The sequence below is a fragment of the Mesorhizobium sp. WSM4847 genome (assembly GCF_055811335.1).
In genome coordinates, this window is the sequence record NZ_JBVVPY010000018.1 from 1 (window position 1) to 25,554 (window position 25,554).

At 58.9% G+C, this 25,554-nt stretch carries 19 protein-coding genes and 10 pseudogenes; 9 read left to right on the forward strand and 20 right to left on the reverse strand.

Annotated elements, in window-relative coordinates:
- Window positions 1-384, forward strand: a 384-nt coding sequence (locus AC0L28_RS23625; RefSeq protein WP_473480499.1) for an AMP-binding enzyme, incomplete at its 5' end; no start/stop codon positions are given.
- A gap of 359 nt (window positions 385-743) precedes the next feature.
- On the opposite strand, the gene AC0L28_RS23630 is transcribed toward AC0L28_RS23625, so the two are convergent.
- The 5 genes and pseudogenes from AC0L28_RS23630 to AC0L28_RS23650 form a co-directional block, all read right to left on the reverse strand.
- Window positions 744-1,400: a pantoate--beta-alanine ligase gene (locus tag AC0L28_RS23630; protein WP_473480713.1), complete on the reverse strand. Its 657-nt coding sequence runs from the start codon at window positions 1,398-1,400 to the stop codon at window positions 744-746.
- A 546-nt stretch (window positions 1,401-1,946) separates the two neighbouring features.
- A pseudogene (locus AC0L28_RS23635) lies at window positions 1,947-2,189 on the reverse strand (ABC transporter permease); the annotation flags it as partial.
- A 62-nt stretch (window positions 2,190-2,251) separates the two neighbouring features.
- Window positions 2,252-3,319 (reverse strand): serine hydrolase domain-containing protein, encoded by a 1,068-nt coding sequence (locus AC0L28_RS23640; protein ID WP_473480501.1) that lies wholly within the window; start codon window positions 3,317-3,319, stop codon window positions 2,252-2,254.
- Window positions 3,219-3,746 carry a hypothetical protein gene (locus AC0L28_RS23645; protein ID WP_473480503.1) on the reverse strand — a complete coding sequence of 176 codons (528 nt, stop codon included), beginning with the start codon at window positions 3,744-3,746 and terminating at the stop codon, window positions 3,219-3,221. Before AC0L28_RS23645 ends, AC0L28_RS23640 begins: the two co-directional genes overlap by 101 nt.
- 422 nt (window positions 3,747-4,168) lie before the next feature.
- Window positions 4,169-5,182: a M24 family metallopeptidase gene (locus AC0L28_RS23650; RefSeq protein ID WP_473480505.1), complete on the reverse strand. Its 1,014-nt coding sequence runs from the start codon at window positions 5,180-5,182 to the stop codon at window positions 4,169-4,171.
- A gap of 630 nt (window positions 5,183-5,812) precedes the next feature.
- On the opposite strand from AC0L28_RS23650, the gene AC0L28_RS23655 reads away from it, so the two are divergent.
- The 3 genes from AC0L28_RS23655 to AC0L28_RS23665 all read left to right on the forward strand — a co-directional run bounded on the left by AC0L28_RS23655 (window position 5,813) and on the right by AC0L28_RS23665 (window position 7,958).
- Window positions 5,813-7,042 carry an aminotransferase class V-fold PLP-dependent enzyme gene (locus tag AC0L28_RS23655; RefSeq protein ID WP_473480507.1) on the forward strand — a complete coding sequence of 410 codons (1,230 nt, stop codon included), beginning with the start codon at window positions 5,813-5,815 and terminating at the stop codon, window positions 7,040-7,042.
- A gap of 261 nt (window positions 7,043-7,303) precedes the next feature.
- Complete coding sequence (locus AC0L28_RS23660) at window positions 7,304-7,531, forward strand: M20/M25/M40 family metallo-hydrolase (protein WP_473480509.1); 228 nt, start codon at window positions 7,304-7,306, stop codon at window positions 7,529-7,531.
- Window positions 7,440-7,958 (forward strand): peptidase dimerization domain-containing protein, encoded by a 519-nt coding sequence (locus tag AC0L28_RS23665; protein ID WP_473480511.1) that lies wholly within the window; start codon window positions 7,440-7,442, stop codon window positions 7,956-7,958. Before AC0L28_RS23660 ends, AC0L28_RS23665 begins: the two co-directional genes overlap by 92 nt.
- Before the next feature lie 193 nt (window positions 7,959-8,151).
- Here the strand turns inward: AC0L28_RS23665 and AC0L28_RS23670 are convergent, their stop codons facing one another.
- Together AC0L28_RS23670 and AC0L28_RS23675 are read right to left on the reverse strand one after the other, a co-directional pair.
- A complete protein-coding gene (locus AC0L28_RS23670) occupies window positions 8,152-9,549 on the reverse strand; it encodes an MmgE/PrpD family protein (RefSeq protein WP_473480513.1) in 1,398 nt (465 codons plus the stop codon).
- 14 nt (window positions 9,550-9,563) lie between these two features.
- Window positions 9,564-9,902, reverse strand: a complete 339-nt coding sequence (locus tag AC0L28_RS23675) for a hypothetical protein (RefSeq protein WP_473480515.1) — start codon at window positions 9,900-9,902, stop codon at window positions 9,564-9,566.
- 638 nt (window positions 9,903-10,540) lie between these two features.
- Here AC0L28_RS23675 and AC0L28_RS23680 point away from each other — a divergent pair.
- The gene (locus AC0L28_RS23680) at window positions 10,541-11,023 is read left to right on the forward strand and encodes an Lrp/AsnC family transcriptional regulator (RefSeq protein WP_473480517.1); all 483 of its coding nucleotides are present in this window, start codon (window positions 10,541-10,543) and stop codon (window positions 11,021-11,023) included.
- Window positions 11,024-11,096: 73 nt separating this feature from the next.
- Here AC0L28_RS23680 and AC0L28_RS23685 read toward each other — a convergent pair.
- Window positions 11,097-12,036: pseudogene (locus tag AC0L28_RS23685) on the reverse strand (integrase core domain-containing protein).
- Window positions 12,037-12,185: 149 nt separating this feature from the next.
- Here AC0L28_RS23685 and AC0L28_RS23690 point away from each other — a divergent pair.
- Window positions 12,186-13,193 (forward strand): annotated as a pseudogene (locus AC0L28_RS23690) (IS630 family transposase); the annotation flags it as partial.
- Window positions 13,194-13,387: 194 nt separating this feature from the next.
- Here AC0L28_RS23690 and AC0L28_RS23695 read toward each other — a convergent pair.
- The 4 genes and pseudogenes from AC0L28_RS23695 to AC0L28_RS23710 all read right to left on the reverse strand — a co-directional run bounded on the left by AC0L28_RS23695 (window position 13,388) and on the right by AC0L28_RS23710 (window position 14,997).
- Entirely contained in the window at window positions 13,388-13,528 is a 141-nt protein-coding gene (locus tag AC0L28_RS23695; RefSeq protein WP_473480519.1) for a hypothetical protein, read from the reverse strand.
- A 2-nt stretch (window positions 13,529-13,530) separates the two neighbouring features.
- Window positions 13,531-14,040 carry an IS66 family transposase gene (locus AC0L28_RS23700; protein WP_473480716.1) on the reverse strand — a complete coding sequence of 170 codons (510 nt, stop codon included), beginning with the start codon at window positions 14,038-14,040 and terminating at the stop codon, window positions 13,531-13,533.
- 13 nt (window positions 14,041-14,053) lie between these two features.
- Window positions 14,054-14,668 (reverse strand): annotated as a pseudogene (gene tnpC, locus AC0L28_RS23705) (IS66 family transposase); the annotation flags it as partial.
- Window positions 14,581-14,997: a transposase domain-containing protein gene (locus AC0L28_RS23710; protein WP_473480521.1), complete on the reverse strand. Its 417-nt coding sequence runs from the start codon at window positions 14,995-14,997 to the stop codon at window positions 14,581-14,583. The pseudogene tnpC and the gene AC0L28_RS23710, both read right to left, overlap by 88 nt.
- Between AC0L28_RS23710 and AC0L28_RS23715 the strand changes: the two genes are divergently transcribed.
- On the forward strand, window positions 14,996-15,217 hold the full coding sequence (locus AC0L28_RS23715) for a hypothetical protein (RefSeq protein ID WP_473480524.1): 222 nt from the start codon (window positions 14,996-14,998) through the stop codon (window positions 15,215-15,217). The genes AC0L28_RS23710 and AC0L28_RS23715 overlap by 2 nt on opposite strands.
- A gap of 54 nt (window positions 15,218-15,271) precedes the next feature.
- Here AC0L28_RS23715 and tnpB read toward each other — a convergent pair whose 3' ends face one another.
- The 5 genes and pseudogenes from tnpB to AC0L28_RS23740 form a co-directional block, all read right to left on the reverse strand.
- Entirely contained in the window at window positions 15,272-15,586 is a 315-nt protein-coding gene (tnpB, locus tag AC0L28_RS23720; protein WP_473480526.1) for an IS66 family insertion sequence element accessory protein TnpB, read from the reverse strand.
- Window positions 15,587-15,644: 58 nt separating this feature from the next.
- Window positions 15,645-15,968 (reverse strand): annotated as a pseudogene (gene tnpA, locus AC0L28_RS23725) (IS66-like element accessory protein TnpA); the annotation flags it as partial.
- Window positions 15,969-16,150: 182 nt separating this feature from the next.
- Complete coding sequence (locus tag AC0L28_RS23730; RefSeq protein WP_473480528.1) at window positions 16,151-17,113, reverse strand: LysR family transcriptional regulator; 963 nt, start codon at window positions 17,111-17,113, stop codon at window positions 16,151-16,153.
- 705 nt (window positions 17,114-17,818) lie between these two features.
- Window positions 17,819-17,938 (reverse strand): annotated as a pseudogene (locus tag AC0L28_RS23735) (pantoate--beta-alanine ligase); the annotation flags it as partial.
- Between the two features lie 37 nt (window positions 17,939-17,975).
- Window positions 17,976-18,360 (reverse strand): annotated as a pseudogene (locus AC0L28_RS23740) (hypothetical protein); the annotation flags it as partial.
- A 255-nt stretch (window positions 18,361-18,615) separates the two neighbouring features.
- Between AC0L28_RS23740 and AC0L28_RS23745 the strand changes: the two are divergent.
- Window positions 18,616-19,893: an ATP-grasp domain-containing protein gene (locus AC0L28_RS23745; RefSeq protein WP_473480530.1), complete on the forward strand. Its 1,278-nt coding sequence runs from the start codon at window positions 18,616-18,618 to the stop codon at window positions 19,891-19,893.
- Between the two features lie 1,830 nt (window positions 19,894-21,723).
- Here the strand turns inward: AC0L28_RS23745 and AC0L28_RS23750 are convergent.
- Window positions 21,724-22,290 (reverse strand): annotated as a pseudogene (locus AC0L28_RS23750) (transposase); the annotation flags it as partial.
- A gap of 387 nt (window positions 22,291-22,677) precedes the next feature.
- On the opposite strand from AC0L28_RS23750, the pseudogene AC0L28_RS23755 reads away from it, so the two are divergent.
- Window positions 22,678-23,190, forward strand: a pseudogene (locus AC0L28_RS23755) (IS66 family transposase).
- A 152-nt stretch (window positions 23,191-23,342) separates the two neighbouring features.
- On the opposite strand, the pseudogene AC0L28_RS23760 reads toward AC0L28_RS23755, so the two are convergent.
- Window positions 23,343-23,598: pseudogene (locus AC0L28_RS23760) on the reverse strand (IS110 family transposase); the annotation flags it as partial.
- Window positions 23,599-24,067: 469 nt separating this feature from the next.
- Entirely contained in the window at window positions 24,068-25,465 is a 1,398-nt protein-coding gene (locus AC0L28_RS23765) for an MmgE/PrpD family protein (RefSeq protein ID WP_473480532.1), read from the reverse strand.
- Window positions 25,466-25,554: the final 89 nt, after the last annotated feature.

Here is a 25,554-nt window from a genome sequence, read left to right on the forward strand (position 1 = left end):
GCCACCATCGACGCCGAGGGTTATTGCAACATCGTCGGCCGGGTCAAGGATATGGTCATCCGCGGCGGCGAGAACGTCTATCCGCGCGAGGTCGAGGAATTTCTCTACCGCCACCCCAAGGTCAGGGAAGTGCAGGTGTTCGGCATCCCCGATCCGAAATTTGGCGAGGAGCTTTGTGCCTGGATCGTGCTCAAGCCGGGCCAGACCGCCACCGAGCAGGAGATCAAGGCCTTTTGCGCCGGCCAGATCGCCCATTACAAGATCCCGCGCCACATCCGCTTCCGCACTGAATTGCCGATGACGGTGACCGGCAAGCCGCAGAAGTTTTTGATGCGCGAGGCGATGGTCGAGGAACTGGGACTGGTGACGCAGAAGACGGCGTGAGGCCGTCCGCGGCTTCAGTCACTATCCCGGCCACGCATCAATCGACGGCGGCCTGCCCAGAAGGCCGGGATCATGCCGCTAGCGACAGCAACGTTTGCTCGGTGGATGGCCCCCGCGCGGCGCGTGATAAAGACGTGGTGGGTTGGAGTCCAAGCACTGCCTCGCTTTTAATCTCACGCGGTCGGGCGCACGGCCTTGGAATTCTCTTCAGCCGCTGTGACATGGTGAAGGTGCCGACGATGGCTCGCGGGCTGTTCCGAGGCGGACTCAGCAAGCCGAGCTCAGGCTCATGCTGCACATTCCGTCGTGCGCGATTGACTTCTAGCCTTCTAGCCGGCCAGGCATCTCGACATTGTCGATCAGCTGCTAGTCGCCCGGCGACGTAGCCGCGAGCAGCTGTCATCGCCTGCATCGGCGCAATGTCCTCTCCCCAGCCGAGAGTTCGAGATACGATTCGGCCGGAGCCTGCCGCAGCAATCGCAGACCGCGCCTCGTCGGAGCGCCGCTTCGACGGGACTCCGAAGGCGACGCGTGCGGCGGCCTCGAAGAAGAAATGGCGGCAAACCTGGTGCTTCGTACCGCTCTGACGGAGATATGCGCACGTTTCGCGAGCCAGCGCCAGGTTCACGAAAGTAGGGCAACCAACGATGTTGCGGAATGCAGACTCGTGCGCCATGCGGCGTACCACCTGCAGCTGCTGGAAAGCAAAAAGGGGCGACATCGGCGCCGGTCTGCAGGAAGAGTTTTGCAACTATGGCCACGTCTTCGGAATGGCAGGGACGGAATGCACCGCATAAACCCGTACTCACTTCACGCCACGAGATCGTGGTGGCGAAACCTTTCGGATACAGGTCCGCTCCGTTCGGGGCGTAGAGCAGATGGGCGCCGAGCAGGTCGAGCTTGGCGGCGTCGCGATGCTCGCGGGTAGGCCGCGCGATCGCTCCGCTGTTGAACTGCTTCGGATTGACAAATAGCGTCACGATAAACCAGTCCGCCTTTGCAAGGGCGGCACGCACCAAGCGTCAGATAACATGAAGGCACCGCACGGTCGGCAGGACGGACATTCAGGCCATTCTGACGCCATGCGGCCAAGGCGCCCGCGGGCGCTCTCTTGTCACGGGTGGACAATGCAACTGAGCGGTAGTGAGTCTGGTTACCTCGCAGCAGCATGGCGCGGCCGTCCAAGCAAGGTGCTGCTTCGCGTTCGCAATGCGGAACGGCCATGGTCCCAGCGCATCGCTGGCGGCCCATCAAGGCTCTACAGGCAAGGAGATTGCGCCCGCACCCGGTGTTGCGCCGGCGAAGCCAGCTGGCCCGCTAAAAGCATTGTCGCGGGCTCCAGGACGATTGACCTCGTTTGCAAGCAAAGCCCCGCTGGCTGAAGTGCCGTCTGCGCGACACAACAGACTTTGTTGCCGCGCACTTTGTGCAATCGCCTGAATCGGGCGAGTAGAAGGTTGCTTCGATCCGCAGATTCCTGTTGCAGTAACGGGGCTGCTTCCGTCACAAGGGCGTAATCACGGCCTTTGGCATTGCCATCCCCTCCCCTGCGAGAGGTGGTCCGGGATAAGGGCAGCGGAAGTGCCGAAAGCAATTCCATCTTTGTTCTCTTTCACCATTCTGCCGCGGTCGGCTTATGGCGGGCTGCACAGCAAAACCAAGGAAGGACAGGGCAGACAGGAAGAGGTCGGGGAAGGAAATGGGCGGGCCGACTTCGGGCGGCCACAGCGCATCGGGCAGAATCTCGCCAAACACTATCCAGGCGCGGCCTTCGCCACGCATTTGGCCGCCTCCACGGAGTCCATCGCATTGCCGGTGGACCGCCCTTGTCTGGAGTCCGGCAGCAACAACGGCTGTCATAACCAGTCTAGGCCGCGCTAGATCTCGATCGGTAAAATCCGCTCACCTTCGTGGGGAACCCTGCCCCACCCGCGGTGCTGCACGCCGGACCGCTACGGTCTGCACCGGTCACACAAATCTTAACTTTACAGTGCATCTCGGATGGCGCGAATCGCTCCGAACGCGTCAAACGGAAGGGCTTTGGGGGCCTGTAAACTTCGTCAGGCCACTGTGCCCGCTTCACCGGTGATTGCCCAGGCTGGTGTGAGAGCTTCACCGCTGCGAAGTCCGCCTGCGGATCAATATAGATGACCTGGCCACCATACCCCCAGGCGATGTAGGCACCTCTCTCTTGGTCTTCAATCCAGAAAGTATTGTGGTAAGCGCCATTGGGCAGGTCTGCACTGGCATCGGCATAAGAACCGTTGGGCAAAAACATGTCGAATAGAAGAGGTTTAGGGCGTCTTGTAGCCTCGATCCATTCGGATGGAACGATCTGCCTGCCGTTGAGCCTGCCGCCGCGCAGATGCAGCAGCGCGAAGCGCGCAAAATCACGAAGTGTGGCCTGAAATCCACCGGACGACAGGGAAAAACGGGATTTGTCTACGATTTGGCGGGCGTCTTCCTCCGCCCCCATCGGAGCCCACAATTCGCTGCTGTACAGCTCCGGCAGAAACTTGCCGGATACGCGCTGCATGATTAGCCCCAGCACGTCGATGTTAGGGTCAAAGTACTTGAAACGTGCGCCGTGCGGTGCCTCCTGCTCGGTTATCCGCAGAATGGCCTGCCATATGTTAGCTGGAGCATCTGGATGTCCTTCCGGCGGGCCAAAATATCCTGAAGCTACGCTGTAGTTGAAGTAATCAGTATGTGGCACGCACCATGACCCCTTGTACGTCGCGCCCGTAGTCATGTCCAGCAAGTGCTGCACCGTGGCGCCGCGATAGGCGGTCGCCTGCAGTTCCGGCAGATACCGTGTTACCAGACTTTCAGGGTCAATAAGCCCACGGTGCACTAGAATCCCGAACACCGTCCCGGTGATGGACTTGGAACCCGATCTGGCGATGTGTTGAGAATGCGGTTCCATGCCATTCATGCAACACGATCTCGCCCTGGTGCAAAATCAGAAACCCGTCAGTATAGTCCTGCTCGAGATATTCGCGGATCGTGGCGCGCTGGCCGTCGCTCGACGCAACTTCGATGTCACCGATATCCTCCCTGATCCGGCTTGGAAGCGGCAGGACCGGTCCTGGCCCGCGCCACACCCGGGCGGTTCGCGTCGATTCGCTTACGTGCGAGTATGTCCATTTGCTATAAGGCCAAAAAGACCACTCGTCGGCTGGGATCATTGGCGCACCCAGCGTCGGATCGAGCTGCCACGACTCGGGATCGGACTGTGATTGGCCTGCAACGCGGAGGTTGAGATCTTCGAATTCCTGAGACATCAAAATGCTCCTTTGACTTCTGCCAATGGCTTCGCGACTTGGCGGCAGATCGCTAATTTTCTGAAATTCAGCCCTCATCAGGCCTATCTTTGATCTCTAGGCCACACCGCCCGTGAAAAAGGTTTCACTTGGGCGATGGAGAACCGACTGACATAAGCACTTACCGGGACCACGCGCACGTTCGCCAACTGCTGCAGTGTTGGACGAAGCGACGTTTGGAGGTGCAACAACATTACGCGTCTACTGGCTTGGCAGCGAACCGGGCCGCAATCGGAACACGCCGATGTTGTTCTCAATCGGCCCAGCCTGGTACAAGGTTAGAAGTCTGCGTCTGGTTTTAGCGGACGTAAAGCTGACGTTTGTAGTTCGTCACAATCTCGCAACCAGTTTCGCTCACGCGAACAGTCTCGCTGGTGCCGACGTCCGCAAAGCCGAAAGCCTTGACCATCGAGGGGATATGGAACACCATATTGGGCTTGAGGATCCGCGTTTCCCCTCGCTTAAACGACAGGATGTGCCCTTCGCCCCAATCCGGCGGGTAGCTGATGCCGATGGAATACCCCGTGCGCTTGAAACGACCTCATAGCCTCCATCGTTGACGGTCTGCGACCAGATGGCCCAGATCTCACTGAGGGGGCGATCGGGACGAATGCCGTCGAGCATGTTTTCCAGCGCATGCCTGCCACGTCCTCCATTTTCTCCAGTTCACGGTTGGATGGACTGACCACCGAAGCCCGCATGATCGCGGCACTATAGCGGCGGACAGTGCCGGACAATTCGAGGAAGACAGGATCACCCGGCTGAATCTGCCGGCCCAACCACGTCCCATGCGCATAGCTCGTGCGCACGCCTGACGTCACAAAAGGCGGGTAGCCGGGGTATTCACTTCCCTTGAGCGTGAACACGCGCTGGGTTTCGGCGGCGATCTCATTCTCGTTCACGCCGGCCCTTATCTGGTTGATGCACGCTTCGATGCCGGCCTCAGCGATCCGCGCTGCCTGCCGGATATAGTCTATTTCGACATCGGATTTGACGACGCGGACCGCCTCCACAATCATCGAGCCATCTTCGAAACGGACGTCAGGGAGAAGCGTCTTGAGTGCTTCATAATCGGCGATCGAGAAGAACCACGACTTTTTCTCGAGCCCTACCTTCGCCTTGGCAAAACCCAGGTTACGCAGCCTTTCCGCGAGCAGCTCGAGCGGGGCCTCGTGGTCCATGTAGCTGATACTGTTATCTATCCACGAATAGCCCCGGACATTCACCTCTTCAATGCCACGGGTGATATGGAGGGGCTCCCCATGCAGCGGGATAAGCAGATACTGGGCGGAGGCATAACCGAGCGTGTTGTAACCGCTTAGGTAAAGCATGTTCTCGGGGATGGTCACCACGAGGATGTCCAGATCCCGGGCTGCAATGCCTTCGCGGACCGCCTTGAGCCTTCTTTGATACTCTTGGATAGTAACACCCAGGTCTTTTTCTACCTTTACGGTGTCTATGCCGGAAACTTTCATAAGAGCCCTTCGGAATAAAGAGGCGCGCCTCGCGCTGGACGGCGTATCGTAGCATCTGATCTGCGCACAACGTTGCCATCGTTTCCGAGTTTGCGCAGGAAACCTGCGTTGAGTTGGCCTTGATTGCTCAAAAGCCTCCGTCCTCGTCAACATTGCTGTTGCATCGGCAGCCACCCCCCAACGATCCAAACGTCTAGCAAACGTGCGGCGGGCCTGAAATCTGCGCGAGGGTTGTGCCCGAGTCCGGAGCCTGGACCCTCGCCGGCTTAGATCACTTCGGACCCGGCAGCCACGGCCTCGAGTGCGGGGGCGTCGGAGTGTTCTGCCAGTTGCGATGGCAAGCTTGTGATCGGGTATGAATGCGGCTGCCGTCACCGCCTGGCATCGGGTCCACTGTCTCGAGGCACTGGCGGCCCGGGCTCCCGATGCAAAGTGCCTGCGCGCACGATTGGCTGCTCCCTCCCGGCTCGAAAATCTGCATGCAATTCGCATCTATGCAGAAAATCCTCAACATGGGCGAGAAATCGGGGGAATTTCCCGCCGTCTGACGGATATGATGAACCCTGCAGACACGAAGCTAGTTCCCCGCTGTCGCTAGCCGCGTTCGCGCTTGGAGTCTGTTCGCGGCGTTTGGACGAAGGTAAACCGCAATTGACGGGCTCGATGATTATGAACGGCAGTATGCTTCCATTAAACAGCATCCGTGACGATTTCCCAGCGACGCGAGATTTTATTTACATGGACGTTTCCAATCAAGGACTGATATCTCGAACTACAAGAAGATCGTTCGAGGATCATCTGAATAACAGATTGCACGGTGTAAACGATGAGCTTAGCCAGCTGGCGGACATCGAGAAGACACGCGCCAGATTTGCTCAATTTATTGGAGCAGATAAAGATGAAATTGCTATCACAAAGAACGCATCAGAGGGAATCAACATAATTGCCAACGCGATTGACTGGCGACCTGGCGACAGCGTTGTCTTATGCCCTCGACTTGAGCATGCAAACAACATCCTGCCGTGGCTCCAAGTCAAAGCTCTACATGATATTGATCTCAAAGTAATCGAGCCGGATAATGGCGCGATCCCCGTAGACGCGATTGTCAATGCGCTTGATTCCAGCACTCGCGTTGTGGCGTTGTCAACCGCAACGATGGTTCCTGGTTTCCGGACAGTCACGCAACCTATCGCGGAGGCCTGCAGGCGTCATGGCGCCTTCCTTTTGGCGGACGGGACTCAGTCGGTCGGAATACTCCATACCGATGTCAACCGGTTGGAAGTAGATGGTTTGGCCGTCTCGACTGTGAAGGGATTGATGGGCCTCTACGGATCGGGATTTCTCTACTGCCGCCGGGAGTGGGCAGATCAGCTAAAGCCAGCCTACCTGGCTCGCTTTAGCGTGGATCTCGGGAACGCACCAGAATCGGCTCCCATTCTCAACGCCGCCAAGCTGCGGGCTGGGGCGCCTCGTTTTGACATCGGGCATTACAACTTCCCAGGCATGATTGCCGCCCACGCGTCCTTGGGGCAGCTGCTGGAGATCGGAACTGAAGCAATCGACAAGCACGTAACATCCTTGGCAACTCGACTGGCTTCAGGGCTGTTACAAGCCGGACTGCCTGTCTGTGGCGGTCCTCCCGGCAAGCACACTGGGAGTATTGTAGCGGTGGGTGACATCGATGCGCTCGGCGGAGCGCAAGAAGTCGCCGCCTACATTCCGTCGCTACACAACTACCTCGCGGAAAACAAAGTCGTTGCATCAACGCGACGAGGACTCCTTCGGTTCTCGCTCCATCTGTACAACAGCGATGAGGAAGTCGACCAAGTTGTCGATCTGGTCAAGAAATGGTCGAAGTAGCTGCGCCAGATCACGAGCAGATAGGAGAGTTTATGACATCGCCAAGCTCAGATACCGTGGCGCTCTTCAAGACCTTGTCAAAATCGAAAGCGTAGACCCCTTCGCTTTCGCCCAGGGGCAGCGGAGAACAGCGGTCGCCGAATATCTTTAAAGGTTTTGCCGGGACCGAAACTTGCCTTATGAACTCCAGCACGTTGTCGACGGGCGCTCGAAATTTCTTGAGCTGGATCTCTGGCAAAGACCCTAGTCGTTGTGGCCCACATGGACACGGTGCCCACTGACAATTGGGCTTCCGATCCATTTTCTCCTGAATCGAAGGATAATCGACTCTACGGCAGGGGAAGTTGCGACACAAAGGGTTCCCTCTCTGCAATGATGATCGCCCTGAGTACCTTAGGTGACCGTCAGCCGAATGCCACAATTGTCGTTGCCGCCAGCATTGATGAAGAGTACCGCAAGATCGGCTCGCGCCATCGCTCTCTCCGGTAAGTCGTATGATGCCGCGGTTGTTGGTGAACCAACCGAGCTAGAGCTTGTAGTCGCCCACAAAGGGTCGGTCCGCTGGCAAATCGAGGTTCAGGGTATCCCTGCTCACACTTCGAAGCCGCACCTCGGAGTCAATGCAATCTCAGGCATGGCAAAGATGATCTTGGCGCTCAACGAACACGGCGAGAGTCTCGCTTCGCGCACCCAGCCTTTGGTCAGCCCTCCAACTTTGACGGTAAGTCTTATCGAGGGTGGCCTGGAATTGACGACGGTTCTTCCATCGCATCTGGGTATCGTTCTCGGGCCAGGAAGCATTGATCGCGCCCACACGAATAATGAGTTCATTGAATTGCAACTTGCGTCTGGAGTAGCAGACGACTGCGGGGTAGGCTTCAAACGCGCAACCGTCGCCCCGCATACGTCGAGTTGAATCTCTTCAGCACCTTCAAGTCCGTCCGATCGACCTTCGGTTAAGCGGCTTTCTGAATACGATACTCTCAGCGAAGACGATGCCGTGCTGAGGCCGCGAGCGGTTGCGCTTGGCTTCGTCGGCTAGCAACTCCATTATCGCAAGCGCGCAGCCAGTGCGGTCGAGACCCAGCATTGATTTCGCACGTTCGTGACTACTTACCGCCAACAAGCAGCTCGAATAGCGGTGCCAACTTGGGCCGCTTATCAAGGTCGTCGACGAATTCCCCAATCAACTCGATCTGTGTATCGGAGAACGGCAACATGGACGTTTCGGCGCAAGTTTTGAGTTTACGCATGCCATCGACGAGCGAAGCCGGATTGTCCGGATGGCCAAATGGCTTGTCAATCCGAATGAAATGTTCTGCGCCGCCCCTTAGCTTCACAGTAACTGCTGTCGGCGAATTTTGATGCAGACCGTGAGTACGATCAATCTCTGGATCAACTTCAATCTTCGTGACAGCCATGATCCGGCGCACAGCCGGATCCTCAAATGCTTCCGGACGGAAATCGCTGATTCCTACTCTGCCGTGTTGCGCCGCGACAGAGATGACGTAAGGCAGGCTGAAGCGCGCGACGACCGGGTCCTTTGGGTTCCACTTTTGGTCGCGCGGCTGTACCACATAACTCTCAGCGACGAGACGGTTCACCCCGAGCTCAAGTGAGACAATATCCTCCCCCTTGAAGCCGTGCTTGTCGCGCAATTGCTTCAGTCCATCGATCCCGGGATGCATAGCCCTGCAGGCCGGCCAAGCTTTGAAGCTTATCTCAGTGTTCACATAGTCCTGACCAAGTTTCTCCATAAGCAAATCGACGTCGTAGCTAGGTTCGAAGGCTCTGTAGAAGCCGTACTTACCAAAGAACGGCTCCCGCGGACCGTTGAAACCCACCATAGCTGACAGGGCCGATTCCACCCCCGAGCGAGCCCGCAATCCTTGTTGCAGCGACACAGTGTGCGCGCCTTCCTCATACATCTGTACTTCCCCGGCAGCGTGGGCGTAAGCGATGCCGAATGCATTCCTGGTTTTCTGTTCGTCGAGCCGCAGCAATTTTGTGCTAACCGCGGTGGTGCCCCAGACTGCGACCATATTGTCGCGGCCAGTTTTCAAAGAATGGGTCGTCACGCTACGCGCAAGACGCATGTGCAGATCCATAGCCGTCGCTAGTGCGACCAGCAAATCGCTTCCGGTAATAGAAGGATCGCGTTCCGCGAGCGCCAGCGCCGGCGGCACATTGTACGCGCTGGCGTGGCAGCCGTTGATACAAAGCTCGTAGGTATCATCAAAGTCGATGGCTCTAGCCGTCGTGGCGTTGACAAGGACGGCCAAGCAGGCAGGAAGCTTTTCTCCAGAAACCCAGACGGTGCATTCTGCCTTGCCACCGGACAAGCCGCCCAGCCGACGAGCGAAGTGCGCGATCTGGTCATCCGATCCGCCGATCGCGCTGGCAAGCGTGTCGAGGATGGAGAGCTTCGCGCGTTCAATCGCCTCCTTAGGTATTATCTCGGTGCGCGATTTAATAACGTGCCTAATGAGTTGCGCCATCAAATCCATCGCCAACCCCCCAATTAATAAACGAGCGAAATATGTGACGACCCCGCCTCTGCGCCTGCGGTCGAGATTGCCATAGCGTGCGTTCCCCAATCAGCTTTGATTGATCGACCAGCAGGCTGTTCTGCATATCTCTTCTCAGAAAAACGGATTGCGCAGCTGCGCAACACGGCGTTGCAGTATTTGCTTTCACAGATCATCTTTTTCCTTGGAATAAGACTTAGCAGCAGTCCTTTTGAGTCAATGCGAAACTTCAGCCTTGCCCGCAAGCGCTCCACCCTAGCAAGCCAGAGGTCACCGAGTTGCGCAAAGTTTCCTTTGTCGCGCAGGAAACCGGCGTTTTTGGTACCTTGCATGCACTGTCCCTCTGCTGGACAGGATCAGAGGAACTGAAAAGGCAGGCACTGCAATGTGAGGCCCTTTCTGATTGTTTGCTAGGACGGCACGGCCATCTGCTGGCGGTGCGCCTAGAGTTCTGCAATTCGGTGAGAGGGTAGTGCTGGGCGCCGTACGTCAGCATCGTAGTACCGTGTCGAATGCCGCCCGCCAGCATCGGTGGAAGTAGGGAAGCTCGCGGAGCGCCAGTGTGAACTGCGGACTGACAAAGCAACTTAGAAGGAGCCCAAGGGCACCGGCGCACCCACTTCGAGCCTCGGCATCAGCCTATCACCGCAACCTCCTTCGCCACTGCCAACGAAGATCCGGGCAACTTAGCGGAAGCTTCGATCCATTCGCGTGGATCCATCCGATGACGCGCGAATCCGGAGAAGTTGAAATGATCCCTTTTCAAGGGCGAAGGACGGCCTCACCGGCAGAATCCGGCCAAGATCAGGTCGCGCTCACCGCCACCGGGTCGAACGGGCGTCCGCGTCCTGGCCAGCCGACCCGGAGATCGCCAGCGCATAACAGATATATGGAATTGGTATAAGCGAGACCTCGCAGAAGTTGGGCTAATATTAGCAAGAACATGCAGTTTTCCTGCGAGGAGCCCCTGATGTTGCATATACCGCCGCCAGACTTGGACCGAATTGATCGGAAACTCCTTATTGCCGTGCAGCGTAACAACCGCCTTACCACCGAGGAATTGGGCGAACTTGCAGGCCTTTCGGCAACCGCATGTCAGCGGCGATTGAAGCGACTTCGAGATGCGCGTGTGATTCAGGCAGATGTCGCTGTTATCTCGCCAGAAGCGATCGGTAGGCCAATGCTCATGCTAGCCTCTATCACTTTAGAGCGTGATCGCGCTGATATCATCGATCGTTTCAAACAAGCGATCCGGCGCACGCCCGAGATTATGAACGGATATTACGTGACAGGTGAGGCCGATTTTGTGCTCGCAATTTCCGTGCGTGACATGGTTGAGTACGAGGCATTTACCCGTCGCTTTTTTCATGAGCACCCCGATATCAAGGGCTTTAAAACGATGGTCGTAATGGATCGAATCAAGGCATCATTGGCTCTGCCAATTGACGAATAGAATAGAGTATAGAAGTTTGCACTTGATCGACAGTTGGCGTATGAGAATGGTCGGTTTTGCCTGTCCGATAGGATCAGGCAGCGATCATTTTGTCCTTCCCCACCGGGGCGGTGTCAAGGAAGGTCTGCATCGGCGTCTTGCCGAAGCACCAGCGGCCCTGATGTGGGCGCTGCTCATTGTAACTTCTGACCCGTTCATCCAGATCGGCCTGCAGCTCCTCGATCGAGCCGTAGATCTTCTTCCTGAAGGGGAACCCGTAGAACTCGTCCAGCACCGTCTTGTGGAAGCGTTCAACGATGCCATTGGTCCAGGTTCTTGGTCTTGGTGCGGGAGTGATCCACGTCCTCGACCACCAGATAGAGCTCGTACTCGTGATGTTCGGGATTGCCGCAATATTCGGTGCCGCGGTGGGTCAGCACCCGGCTTAGCTTCACCTCGTGGGCGTCGAAGAACGGCACCACGCGGTCGTTGAGGAGATCGGCGGCGCTGATCGGCGTCTTGCAGTGTCCTGGCCGCCGCAACAGCCCCGGCATTCACTCTCGAACTCACCATGCGCCGCCTTGTCCAGCTTGGCCTTTTCCAGCGCCGCCAATTGGCCCTCGGTGAGCACGATACCGTCCTGGGCGACCTTGGCCTCCAGCGCCTTCAGCCGCCTCTTCATCTTCTCCAGATCGTGACGCTGCCACACCCGGCGGACGCCCGACGGCGAGACCGAGTGCCCGAGCTTGCGCATCTCGTTGGCGATGCGGGTCTACCCCATACGCGGGATATTCCAGCGTCAGCTCGAGAATGATCACCTCGACCTCGGGCGGCGTGCGGTTGGCCAACGGCGGCTTCCAGCGCGTCAGTTCCTGCAGTGCCAGTTCGCCGCCGGTCTCGTAAAGCTCCTTGAAGCGGTGGAAGCTGTCGCGCGAACAGCCCATCATCATGCAGGCCAGGCTGACATTGCCGAGCTGTTTGGCCAGCTCCAGCAGCCCCACCTTGGCGCGGATGATCTTTTGGTCCTTGGTCATGTTAGGGTCCTTTCCAACGCCGAGGCCGTGCGCTGCGATCCCTGACCACTCCGCCCGGCCTCGGCTCAAGCTTCAGCCTAGTGAATTGGTCGATACAAAGGAGTCCGATGTTGGATTCCCATCGGGTTTCGCATGTGCAACGATTGGGCATGCGCATCGGTATTCCATTTGACGCCACTGCAACGACAGGATCCGGCTCGAAGCCATTGTGGCAGAGCGCGGTTCGCCGCAGAAGCATGCGTGGCGGCGAAGATCATTCTGATGAGCTATGACGGGTTGGGACTGTGGTCATTATGGAGGCTACCGGCAAATCGAAGACCTGCGTGTGGCGATGGCAGGAGCGCTTTATGGCCGAAGGCGTGGATGGCCTTTGCGCACAAGAGCCGCCCGCCAGGCATTGCGCCACCGAATCCCGAACTGGTGCGATCAGGTGATCGCGCTGACGCTGGAAACGCCCAAGCACGAGGCCACACACTGGACCGTTCGCGCGACGGCAAAGGCGGTGGGGATCGCAGCCTCTTCGTCGTCAAGATATGGCACGAGCATGGTCTTGCAGCGCACCGCTGGCGCAGGTTCAAACTGTCGAATGACAAGGCCTTTGCGGAGAAACTGCATGATGTCGTTGGGCTCTTCGTCTCGCCGCCGGCCATGCCATTGTTCTTTCCGTCGATGAAAAAAGCCAGATCCAGGGGCGGGGTGGCATGATGACCCATGATTACAAGCGCCACGGGACCACCGCCTGTTTGCTGCTCTCAATGTTCTCGACGGCTCGGTGATCGGCCGCAACATGCAGCGACACCGGCATCAGGAGTTCATCCGTTTCCTCAACGTGATTGAGGCGCGACTGCCGAAGGATAGGGCAGTCCACGTCATTCTCGACAACTACGCGACCCATAAGCGCCGAAGGCCCGCGCCCGGCTGGCAAGACATCCGCGATGGACCTTCGACTTCGTTCCAACGTCATGTTCATGGCTCAACGCTGTCGGGGGCTTCTTCGCCAAACTGACACGAAGGAGACAAACACGGCGTCTTCCATTCCGTCGTCGACCTGCAGGCGGCATCAACCGCTTCACGACCCGCGGCCGTTCGTCTGGAAAGCAGATCCCGGTGAGATCATCGCAGCAGTCAAACGCGGGCACCAAGTGTTGGAATCAATCCACCACGACACCGTCTGTCAGATAAAGTGTACGCGTCCGGTGAAGATCGCAGACGTGCGTATCCGGCGGCCATGAGCACCTGAGCACCGCGGTGCTGGGGTCAAGAGCTCGATGGGGAGACGCGATGATATTCTTCGAGGAGGAGTTTGACTTCCTCGATGCCTTCATCGGTGAATGCCAAGATCCCGTCGTCATCATTGGGCGCCGTACACCCAGATGACGCCGTCCTCGGGCTCGAGACCGAGGGTCAGTTCCTGAATGAGCGCTTCGCTGACGCCGAGGTCCCTGGCGACACGTTCGACGGTGTAGACGTGATGCACCTTATTGCGCTGCATGATCAGGCCGCCGCTGGTTGGGGCCGCAGTTTTGCGGATCTCCAATTCCACGGCAGCAAGTCATCGATGTGATGAGCCGGATAGGCGGGCAGTCGGGCGAGGACGTCGGCGAGCCAAACCTGAGGGTCGATATCATTCATCTTGGCGCTGACGATCAGGCTGTAGAGAATGGCAGCGCGCTGTCCGCCGCGATCGGAACCGCAGAACAGCCAGGACTTTCTGCCGAGAGCGATGCCGCGCAGGGCTCGCTCGGCTGCATTGTTCGATAGGCAAATCCGGCCATCGTCGAGGAACCGGATGAAGGATGACCAGCGGCGCAGCATGTAGTTGAAGGCCTTGGTCAGGTCGTGCCCGCGCGAGAGCTTGTCGCGCGTCTCGATCATCCAGCGCTCGAGCTCGGTGACCAGCGGCACGCTCCGCTCCTGGCGCACGGCGTGGCGTTGGGCCGGCGACAGGCCGTTGATCGCGCGCTCGATATCGAACAGGGCATCGATGCGCTTCACGGCTTCCACCGCTAGCGGATAGACCAGATTGGGCTTGTCGCCGCGCGCCTTCTTGCGCCGCCGCTTCGATATCAGCCAGCTCGAACACTTTGCGCCGGCTGTGAGCCCAACAGCTGGCTTCCAAAACAGGCGTCGGCTGACGACCCGTCGCATAGAGCTCGCCATAACCGCCAAAGGCACCGGCCTGCAGAATACCGCTCCAGCCGGCGAGATGCGCCGCGGGATGTTCCCCTCGACGATCGCGGGAATAATAGAACACCGCCGCCGGCGGATCGGCGCCGCCGAACAGTCGGTCATCGCGCACATACGTCCATAATCGGCCGGTATCGGTCTTGCCCTTGGCCAGGACCGGAACCGTCGTGTCGTCGCCGTGCAGACGTGAAGCGGCCAGCACATGGGCTTCGAGCCGCTTGAACAGCAGCATCAGCGCCGCGGCGCCGGCGCCGACCTGGTCGGCGAGCGTCGACAGGCTGAGCGGCACGCCTTCGCGCGCATAGCGTTCAGCCTGGCGGTTGAGCGGCTGATGCTGTCCGAACTTCTCGAACAGGATCATCGCCAGCAGGCCGGGACCGGCCCAGCCGCGCGGGGTGGCGTGGAAAGGCGCCGGAGCCTGGCTGATCGCTCGCAGTCGCGGCAGGTGAACTTCTCCCGCACGTGTTGGATCACCTTCCATTTCCGCGGCACCACCTCTAGCGTCTCGGTGATGTCCTCACCGAGCTTGCGCAGCCGATCACCGCCGCAGCAGTGGCAAGCTGTCGGCGCCGGCTCGACCACGCGTTCGCGTGGCAGATGCTCGGGAAATGGCTGGCGCGCCGGTCGTTTGCGCACATAAGGCGCCACCTCGGTGGTGCGAGCTGCGGCCTGTTCGGCGGCGATCTCGTCTTCCGTCGCCGTGCTCTCGAGCTCCTCGAAGGTGAGCTCCATTTGGTCGTGCAGGCGGGGCTGAGCGTTCAGAACTCTGACCATGCAGCGCCCGCTGCAGCTTCCGGATCGTCAGATGCTGATGCGCGATCAGCGCCGCATCATCCGATGCCTTGGCCCTAGCGACCGCCAGTTCGGCCTCGACCAGCGCAGCGCGCGCCGCCTCGTCTTCGGCTCTGGCCAGCGCCGCGGTCAGCGCTGCTCTCAGCGCGCCGATATCGTCCGGAACAGCATCCTGGGCGGTGGCAACCATGCCCTGGAGTGAATCATAAAACGCGTCCGCTGACTCGCGGAAAATGCCGCAAACCCAAACAAAAACTCAGCCCGCGCGCTGGGGGCGGAACGTGTGACGCGGGTTGCGCCAATCGATGCCGTCGAGCATGTAGGCGAGCTGCGCCGGTGATATGGAAACCGTACCGTCCGCCGGCGACGGCCATAGGAACCGCCCCTTCTCGAGCCGTTTTGCATACAGCGACATGCCGAGCCCATCATGCCAGATGATCTTGATCAGATTGCCGCTGCGGCCGCGGAAGACATAAGGATCGCCGGCATGCGGGTCCCGGCCCAACGTCTCCTGAACCTGCAGAGCGAGGCCTTGCATCCCGCGACGCATATCGGTCCGGCCGACCGCCAACCAGATCCGCACCTGGCTCGGGACCGGGATCATGAAACGCCCAGCGCTTCACCATCGCCGCCGCCAGTGTCGGCGGTGTGCTCAGCGGAATCCGCAACCGCACCTTGCCGGCGATCTCCAGCTCGATCACCGCTGGGGATGCCGCCGGTCGCGAAACGGCGACAGGCTCGTCGGGAGCCACGACAACTTCGGCAAAGCCCGTCTCGCGGGCTCTGACCGTGCGGCGCCACTTATAGATCAGGCTGGTCGCGACATCGTACTGACGCGCCACCGCCGCCACTGTGGACCCGGGCGCGAATGCCGCGGCCAGTATCCGGCGCTGATCCGCTTCACTCCAACGACGACGACACTCCGGCACCGTCAATAACGTCACATGGCTCATGCTGTGCTGCTAACTACGCTCGTAAGGACGACCTTAAGAGCGCAGCCTCGCTATCGTGCCATCTTCTCGCAAGGCGGCCTTCGCCGGAGGCGTACGATAAAGTTTAAACTTTTAAAAGAAGCTCCAGTAGCGCAGCTGTGCCCTCCGAAGCTCGGCAACGGGCCAATACTGCCCCAGCCGGTTCAAGTGTTGGTCGATGAACTCGTGCCGCCAGTGACGAGCTCGCCCGACCAGCGCCCGAGCGCGACGTAACGTCGAACCATCTGCTCAAGGAACGATATGATGTGCCGTGCGGCGGGCGGCAGTATTGTTCCATATGCGGTTGTTAGCGCCAATTCAAAGCTCAGTGAAGACCGCTCAATCGACGCGACAGACAGCTTCGGACCTTCGAGATCCTCCCACAAGCACGCACGACTGAATATCCCGTAGCCTTCATCCAGCGCAATCATTCGCTTAATGAGAGGTATAGAGTCGATCTCGTACTTGAATGTCAATTCCACCTTTTGCTCGTGCGCGGCTGCCTCCAGACGTTGCCGCGTGTAACTTGGCGGCGCCGGAATGATCAGCGGAAGGCCCTCCAATTCAGACATCAAGACCCTCTCTCCGAAGGACCAATTCTTTGTTGACCCAACCAGATAAACTTTTTCTTTGAAGAGGAATTCGGGGCTGAGATGGCGATAACTATCAACATCGTAAGCGAAGCCTAGATCAATCTGCTTACTCTGGATCCAGTTCGCGGTTTGATGGGTGAACCCCTCAAGCAATTTCAGCTTAACACGGGGGAATTGTTCACGACAGCCCAAAATAAGCTCCGCCATGAAGGTTGGGCCCAGGTTGGGCAGAACTCCCAAGCGAATGACACCGGAGGGACTCCCTTCATCGATCCGAGCTTGAAGGCAAGCATTTTCCAGCCGCAGCAAGACATTCGCAACTTCGTCGCGGAGCTTGGCGCCAGTTTCCGTCAACGTCACTCCGCGGCCATCCCGAATGAACAATTGCACCCCGAGCGTTTCCTCCAGGCGACGCATTTGCCTGGATAAGGCAGGTTGCGCTATGCGCAGCTCGACCGCAGCTCGGCTGATGCTGCCAAGTTCGGACACTCGGATGAAATGCCTTAGGGCGCGAAGGTCGATCTGATTATCCACGTGTTCGGCCCGCTCACTTGAGACGACTTGGCACCCCCGATGAGACTTGTCAGCTCTGAACCTTGCCCAAGCCTCAAGATCGAAACTAAGCTACTACGGCACCGCCCCGCAATAGGCTGACCCAAGCTGGCACCACGCTCGCATGGACGGTCTTCAATCGAGAAATGAAGAGTAATTCAAGGGCGGTCACGCTCAGGGGACCCTCTCAGCGAATTTGCAGAACTCTCAGCAGTACGATTCTGCGAAATTCCCTACGCGGCTACCCCATCCTGAACACAGCGAGTGCTATTCAGCTATTCACACTGGCAATCATTCCGAGCAGATCGCCTCTCGAGCTGCAAACTTGCTCCGTTTGCAAGCCGAGGCCCCTCCCAAGTTCTCCATCCAACACCCGCGAGATAGGAGTTTTCCAGCAATTCCAGCTCTGGTAGACAGACCTTGCGTTTGGGCCGGAGACACAATCCTCAGCTGGCCGACCCCGTTTGGCGATTTGAACAGCACCTTGCCGCGGACTGACGCTCACATTCTCAATAAGCGGACATTGCCCAGCCATGCGGCAGCAAGCAGACGAGCCGATCTATCCGCGGGGTCAAGTGGTGAAAGATCTCGGCCCGCAGTTCGAGGTACTCGACACGCTGGTAACAGCGCTGAGGATGCATTGCGTGGCCTCGGCAATCACGGCTCCTGCCGGCACCCCTTGGCCAGTCGCTCAGCCGCTTCGAGCATGGCTTCAGCGCGCACTAAGCTGAGATGGCCCTCGTGCAGGACGCCTGTCGTTGGCACCACGGCGATCCTCCCGCCTTCGCGACGCCACGCGGCGACGATTGACCGCCTGTGGCGTTAAGCCGACATGGCCCATGACCGGCACCACGCGGTCGTTGAGGAGATCGGCGGCGGTGATCGGCGTCTTGCGGTCATAGAGCTTGGCGAAGGCGACCTTCGAATAGGTATTGAGGGAGGTTTGCTGGTAGATGCGTCCGACCTCCTTCATGTTGCCGACATAGAAGGTGTCCTGGCCGCAATAGCCCGGGCATTCACTCTCGAACTCACTCTGCGCCTCCTTATCCAGCTTTGGCCTTTTACAGCGCCGCCATTGGCTCTTCGGTGAGCACGATACCGTCCTGGGCGACCTCAGCCTCCAGCGCCTCCTGCATCACCCCACGGATCACTTGGTCCAGCCCATCCGGGTTCGAAAGCAGAATGTCTTTGACGGCGGCGCTGGCGGTCTTACTTTTTGTCTTGGTCATGGTGGCGTTCCTTCGCGGGAATCTATGACGTTGAACACCACTAGCCTGCCATGACCGCCCTCACTCAGCGAATTTGCAGAACTCTCAGCACACTACCCGCGCCGCAACAGATCGTTCAAACAAAATTTACAGAACATTTGCGACTGGCCATCACCGACGATGTTACGTTGACAGGTAGTCCGAGGTGGCACGCCATAACCGCTGGTGCCTGCTTACGACCGGATCTGAACGACAAACAGCGTCGGAGTAAAGCCTATGGCAGGAAGAGCACTTATTCTAATTGAAGGGCATATGGGTAACGGCCCGCATTACATCCAAGCAGCTGAGCGTTTTGGCCTTCAACCAATTACCCTATCGGCTGACCCGACTCGGTACGAATATCTCCAGGCGCAAAGCGTTGAGGTAATTCGTATTGACACAGCCAATCTCGATGCGCTGATCCGCGAATGTTCCCGACTGCGTGCTTCGTATGGTATTGCTGGCATTACCGGCTTTGCGGGCGACGATGAGTCCGTCTCTGTGACAGTTGGTAAGCTCTGCCGGCACTTCGATCTGCCGGGACCGAACCCCGCATCGGTTGAACGATGCTGCGACAAATTCGTTCAACGTCAGCTTCTCGCCGAAGCCGGCGTTCCAGTGCCTGCTTATCGTGCGGCAGAGAATGCGAGAGAGGTTGAAAGCTCTGCCGCAGAGATCGGTTTACCGGTAGTCCTTAAGCCGGCGGTTGGCAGCGGCAGCATCGGTGTGCGATTGTGCCGCACTGTCGATGAGCTGGCCGAACATACGACACATCTGTTTTGCGGGCAGTCTTCGCCAAGGATACTGGTCGAAGAATTCGCGCAGGGCCCTTTTTATGCTGTTTATACTATGCAAAATAAGGTCCTCGGGGTTGCGGCCGCTGACTTCGGCCCGCCGCCGCATTTCGTCTTTCGTGAGGGCATCTTCCCGGCCCCGCTGACTGATGACGAGTATAACCGTGTCGCCGATGTTTCGCTAAGCTGTTTGCGAGCTCTCGGCCTTGGTTGGGGACCAACGACTGTCGAACTCCGGTGGACCAAGCGTGGGCCAGTCGTCATTGAAGCCAATCCGCGCCTTACTGGCATTCCTCGACCGCTTCTACTGGCTTACGGTATCGATCTTGTAACCGAACACACCAAGCTTGTCATCGGGGGCGAATGGAATTTGCGCAGAAGCCGTTCGCATGTCACGGCTTGGCGGTACCTCCTTCCTGATCGCGATGGCATCCTCGATTGGATCAGTGGAGACAGACGGGCAGCTGCTCTACCAGGAGTCGCCGAGGTCAAATTGCATGTAAAACTCAACACGCCGATCATCAGGAAAGGCGATTACAGAGACTCGATAGGATATGTCCTGGCGGTTTCCCCCAGCCGTGCTCGGACCGAGATGATACTTCAGCGTGCCGTAGACTTAATTGATTGGTCAATCGTACCATTTCCCATCGAACGGGAATCAGCAGGCTCTGACCTTTCCGTACCAGCGCAGGTGATCGACGCTGAAGATCGGTCCAATTGAGAGAACGGGACGGGTGAAACAGAATTAAATTCCCGTCATTGCTCTCGGCCATCAACTTCTTCGTCCTACAGCGTTCGCATGAAGCCCTCAGCCTTGGCATCTCATAAGGGTTGCCTACCCGGCTCATGCTCGGCTGGATGCGATGCGGCAAGTCGTGCAGCGTACTCAGCGCAGGCATATTGGGCGATTCGTGCCGGCGGTGGTGACGGCGGCGCCTCCGAAGCCGGCCGCGAAGCATCCGCCACAGCTAAGGAAGGGGGAGCTGGCTTGATATGCTGGTGTGATCGAGCTCGAATCGACGGCATCGCAATGCGGGTGGGTCGTGGGGCGGATTCGAAGAGGTTTGCTGCGGTGATCCCCGCACTGAGGGCACGTGGTGATCGGGCCAAAGGGAGCGGTCACGGTCATGGTGGCGACGAAGCCGGTCGACTACCGCAATTATGTGGAACGCCGGATTGTGAGTAGGCAACAATCAAAGCAACGTGGTCTTTGACTTCAATAACTCACAACTATCAACCCACTTTCTTGCTCGACATGATTGTTGTCATCTCTCGACCTTTATTTGACCTCGAGAGGGACCAAACGTGTCAAAGTCGAGGAAGTTCTGCTCGAATACAGTCAATTGATGGGCCCGGGCGACCTTGCCCCCGTTTGTGGAAGCATTCACGAGCCGACTGTTAAGCCTAGGATACGTTGGCCTGACGGTGTCAGGCTACGAAGCCTCGGCTCGTCACTTCGAGACCGGCTGCAAAGACGAATATCCCTGTCGCGGAGATCAACATGTATACGGTTCGCCGCTTTGCGCGGCATCGATGCCGCTGTCCCGGCGCCAGACGAGCCGATCGCCTGTTGGCCAAATACGTGAACCGGGCGCGGCGGTTCGTGAGCTTTCTGGCGGAATGTGGGGTCGTGCGCCCTTGACGCAGGATGGTCGCGCGCCCACGTGACCAAGTCATTTCATTCCAGACTTGGCTGAGACGGCACCGAGGCATCTCTAAGCGCACCGTCGGTCGCCATGGCCGAATGGTCATGCGGCTGCTTCCCATTTTGGGCCCTGATCCGAAGCCCTACGATGCCGGTCTTATTCGGCAAGTGATCCTGGGGGAAGCGCAGCGCAGTTCGTGGGCAGACCTCAAGACGATGACGATGGCGCTGCTCGGTTATCTCAAGTACCTGGCCGCCCGGGGCTCGATCAGGCCATACCTACGGTTCCCCATTGGCGACTGTCGGCATTGCCGCGCTACATCGCGCCACCGCGGAGGTCGACCGGGTGATTGCGTCGTGCGACGTCACGACGCCCCCCGGGGATCTGCGACCGCGCGGTGCTGCTGCTATTTGCCCGCCTTGGGCGGCGCGCTGGCGACATTTCGGGCGCGCGCCTCTTGCGTGTCCACGGCAAAGGACGCCGCGAGGTCCAGCTTCCGCTGCCCCAGGATGCTGGTGAGGCGATTATCGACTATCTGCGAGACGCCCGTCCGCCTGCCGCCTGTGAGCAGATTTTCCTGCGGACCGTTGCACCATTTCGGCCATTGGCAAGCGCGAGTGTCTCAATCATCGTCAGCCTCGCGCTTGCGAGGGGGGCATCGACAACGCGCCTTCCCGGGGCGCCAATCTGCTCCGGCACTCGGCAGCCACCAGCATGCTGCGGGCCGGTGCCACACGTAATCGGAACTGTGCTGCGCCATCGGTCGGTCGACACGACCGCCCATTACGCGAAGGTTGACGTCGACATGTTGCTTCGGGTTGCCCAGCCCAACGAGCAGAGCAGAAGGGCCGAACGCAAAGGCCGCCTGCAGGAACGCATTCGCTTCTTCTCCCGGCCTGCTGGTGGTAAAGCACTTCGCGAGGAGCGCCGCCCAGCGCCTCGAAAGCCCCAGCACGGCAGCGCAAGACAGTCGGCAGATCCTGGTTGACGACGAAGCGTGCCCAGATAAGGCGACTGAAGCCAAGCACCATGGAGAATAGCCAGACGATTCTCGGCGTGGTCGGCTCATCGGCAAAGACGACATTGAACTGGGCGAAGTCGACCTGCGCCTGCTCGCCGGGCAGGGTCTCGATGTGAACTTCGTATCCACGCTCCGCCGCGGCAGGACGGACGTCGCGCAGGAAGTCGGTAACGGTGTGTAGCCGCCGCCATAGCCGAGGTCCTTCAGTTCGCGGAAAAGCCGGCTGCCGGTGAGCCCGGATATCGCGTGACGCGTTCGCGAAGATAGGCTGCGAATGGATCGATCACCGCCTGACGCGGCTTGCGCGGTCCGTTGGCCGGAGCCTCGAGCCCGCGCGCAATGTATTTGCGCACCGTCTTGCGGTGGATCCCGCTCTCCCTGGCGATCGCCGACACCTAAAGGCCTGCCGATGCAAATCCAGTATCATCATCATCTCCCCGATCTTGATCACCGAAATCCCACTCCCGACCATCAGGAGAAGCATCAACGATCACGCGCGCCAGTCTCCCGGAGCGCGCCTCCGGAAGACCGGCGACAGCGCTAAACTGGGAAGATTCAAACGGCACTTCTGGGGAGTATTGAGCCGGCATCGACACTCGCCGACTGGGTCGGCCGCGCCGCTTGGCATCTGTGGCCCGTTCACGCCGGTTGCTGAAGAAGCTGAAGGCCTCGCCCAAGCTCTTGCCGACGAGACCACGGCACCGGTGCTCGATCCGGGCCGCGGCAAGGCGAAGAGAGGCCAACTCTGGGCCTACGCGCGCGATGACCGGCTCTGGCAGGGAACGACCCACCTGGCATCGCCTATGTTTATGCGCCGAACCGAAAGGCCGAGCGACCGATTGCCCATCTTGCCGGCTCCAACGAATCCTGCAGGTCGACGGCTATGGCGCTATCGTGTGCTGGCCGACAAGAGCGGCGTCGTGCTCGCCTTCTGCTGGCGCATGTGCGCCGGCGCTTCTACGAACTCGCTGCGGCCGGTCCCGTGCCGATCGCCAGCGAGGCGCTCCACCGGATCGCGGATCTCTACAGAATAGAGGACAACGTCCGTGGACGATCGGCCGAGCAGCGCCGTGCCATCCGCTAGAATAGGAGCCGGCCGATGATCGCCGAACTCGATCCGTGGCTGCGCGAGAAGCTCGGTCTGACCAGCCAGAAGACCAAGCTAGCCGAGGCCATCCGCTACACGCTCTCCCGTTGGGAAGGGCTCACGCGCTTCCTTGACGATGGTTCGCATCGAGACCGACAGCAATGTCGTCGAGCGATCGATCCGGCCGATTGCGAAGACCGATTCATTATGCACCTCTATTTCAAATGGCGGAAGACAGCGATTCCTGGTTGTCGTCGTGGATGATACGCGGAGTATTGCGCGCCAAATCGGCCTTGATCCGTTCGTCTTCGAGGTCGCTAGCGCGGATCTGGTAGAGCGCGCCGCGCATGACCTGCTCGGCGGAAGCGGCGGATTTTGACGTGCGACACGCCGAGCTTAGCGGATCGCCGACGGCGCACCACAGTGCATTCGTGGCCTAGGGAAATGGATCCGCCGATAGAGGCCATAGCCGGTTAGGCCTGCCTCGTAGCAAAGGTGGATCCGATCGGACTTGGCGGCGATCCGCTGGATAACACGGCGCCTGCTTCTATCCGATGCGTCGACCTTCCCGAAGAAGCGAGCCTCTCCTTCCCGGCCGGCTTCCGCAATTGCGACGGCATTCCTCTGCTTCCCAACATCAATTCCGACAAATGCTTCCCTGTAATCTGCCAGGGCTCGTCCTCCTGTGATGAGGATCGGCTCGGCCCGCCCGAGTAACCCTCGGACGCACAGTGTAGGGCGAGCCACCTCACCGGCAGAAGCGGACATACGACCTTGCAGCCTGGGTGACGGCGCGTCAGGAGAAATCCGCCATCATCGTCCGCCGCTCTCTTTGCGTTGTGCCGCAATCGAGCGCTTCTCACCGACGGCCGCATAGAGCTCGGGTCCAACACCGTCGAGGGAGCATCGGGCCGCAGACAATTACCGAAAGAATAGCCGCTTCGCTGGCAGCGACGGCGGCTGACGGACATGGGTAAATGCCAGGCTGCTGGCCAGCGCCAAGATGAATCAGGTCGATCCGCACGCCTGGCCTACCCAGGCCCGATATGACGCTCTCTGCCATCGAACTACCAGCGCTGAACGGCCTCAGCTTCGCGCTTAACAATGGCTGAGCCAAGATGGGAGGATTGTTGGGATGCCACTACTTACCGCCAACAAGGAGCTCGAATAGCGGTGCCAGCGTGGGTCGCTTATCAAGATCGCATACGAACTCCCCAATCAATCCCAGCTGTCTATCTGAGAACGGCAACATAGACATTTCGGCGCAAGCTCTAAGTTTTTGCATGCCATCGACAAGCGACGCCGGGTTCTCCGGATGTCCGAACGGCTTGTCGATACGAATGAAATGCTCTGCTCCATCTTTCAGCTTTACTTTAACTGCTGTCGGCGAATTTTGATACAGACCGTGGGTCCGATCGATGTCGGGATCTACTTCGATCTTGGTGGCAGCCATAATTCGCCGCACGGCAGGGTCCTCAAGTGCTTCGGGACGAAAATCGCCGATTGCGACTCTTCCGTGTTGCGCCGCGACAGAGATGACATAAGGCAGGCTGAATCGCGCTACGACCGGGTCCTTTGGGTTCCACTTTTTCTCTCGCGGTTTAACCACATAACTCTCAGCGACGAGATGATTCACCCCGAGCTCAAGTGAAACAATATCCTCGCCCGTGAAGTTGTACTTTTCGCGCAATTGCAGCAGTCCGTCGATTCCCGGATGCATAGCCCTGCAGGTCGGCCAGGCTTTGAAACTAATCGAAGTGTTCACATAGTTGGAACCTAGTCCGTCCATAAGCAGATCCAGGTCGTAATCAGGTTCAAAGGCTTTGTAGAAGCCATACTTCCCAAAGAAGGGTTCCTGCGGCCCGTTGAGGCCCACCATGGCTGAAAGCGCCGACTCCAGCCCAGATCGGGCGCGCAATCCCTGCTGCAGCGACACGGTGTGGGCGCTTTCTTCGTACATCTGTACTTCCCCGGCGGCGTGGGCGTAAGCGATACCGAACGCATTCCGGGTTTTCTCTTCGTCGAGCCGTAGCAACTTGGTACTAACCGCGGTCGTCCCCCAGACAGCGACCATATTGTCGCGGCCAGTTTTTAGAGAATGGGTAGTCACGCTACGCGCAAGACGCATATGCAGATCCATAGCCATCGCCAGGGCGGCCAGCAATTCGCTTCCGGTGATAGAGGGATCGCGTTCGGCGAGTGCCAGCGCCGGCGGCACGTCATACGCGCTTGCGTGGCAGCCGTTAATACAAAGCTCGTAGGTATCGTCGAAGTCGATGGCCCTAGCTGTCGTGGCGTTGACAAGGGCCGTCAAGCAGGCCGGAAGCTTTTCTCCGGAAACCCACACCGTGCATTCCGCCTTGCCACCGGATAAGGCGCCCAGTTGGCGAGCAAAGTGCGCGATCGGGTCATCCGATCCGCCGATCGCGCTGGCAAGCGTGTCGAGAATGGAGAGCTTCGCACGTTCAATCGCCTGCTTAGGTATTGTCTGGACACGAGAGTGGAGAACCTGCCTAATGATCTGCGTCGTCAAACCCATCGCCGAACTTTCTAGCTGAGTCAATGCGCTACTGACGTTTGTGAAGACAACCTCGCCCTACCGACGGGTTGTCAACGGATGCACCTCAA

Excerpts from the sequence above, each read along its gene's own strand:
- AC0L28_RS23645 (WP_473480503.1), bottom strand. The coding sequence starts at position 3,746 with ATGAGGGCTGAATTTCAGAAAATTAGCGATCTGCCGCCAAGTCGCGAA.
- AC0L28_RS23670 (WP_473480513.1), bottom strand. The coding sequence starts at position 9,549 with ATGGATTTGATGGCGCAACTCATTAGGCACGTTATTAAATCGCGCACC.
- AC0L28_RS23650 (WP_473480505.1), bottom strand. The coding sequence starts at position 5,182 with ATGAAAGTTTCCGGCATAGACACCGTAAAGGTAGAAAAAGACCTGGGT.
- AC0L28_RS23680 (WP_473480517.1), top strand. The coding sequence starts at position 10,541 with ATGTTGCATATACCGCCGCCAGACTTGGACCGAATTGATCGGAAACTC.
- AC0L28_RS23715 (WP_473480524.1), top strand. The coding sequence starts at position 14,996 with ATGCAGCGCCCGCTGCAGCTTCCGGATCGTCAGATGCTGATGCGCGAT.
- AC0L28_RS23695 (WP_473480519.1), bottom strand. The coding sequence starts at position 13,528 with ATGCAGCGCAATAAGGTGCATCACGTCTACACCGTCGAACGTGTCGCC.
- AC0L28_RS23710 (WP_473480521.1), bottom strand. The coding sequence starts at position 14,997 with ATGGTCAGAGTTCTGAACGCTCAGCCCCGCCTGCACGACCAAATGGAG.
- AC0L28_RS23660 (WP_473480509.1), top strand. The coding sequence starts at position 7,304 with ATGGACACGGTGCCCACTGACAATTGGGCTTCCGATCCATTTTCTCCT.
- AC0L28_RS23675 (WP_473480515.1), bottom strand. The coding sequence starts at position 9,902 with ATGCAAGGTACCAAAAACGCCGGTTTCCTGCGCGACAAAGGAAACTTT.
- AC0L28_RS23745 (WP_473480530.1), top strand. The coding sequence starts at position 18,616 with ATGGCAGGAAGAGCACTTATTCTAATTGAAGGGCATATGGGTAACGGC.
- AC0L28_RS23765 (WP_473480532.1), bottom strand. The coding sequence starts at position 25,465 with ATGGGTTTGACGACGCAGATCATTAGGCAGGTTCTCCACTCTCGTGTC.
- AC0L28_RS23640 (WP_473480501.1), bottom strand. The coding sequence starts at position 3,319 with ATGAATGGCATGGAACCGCATTCTCAACACATCGCCAGATCGGGTTCC.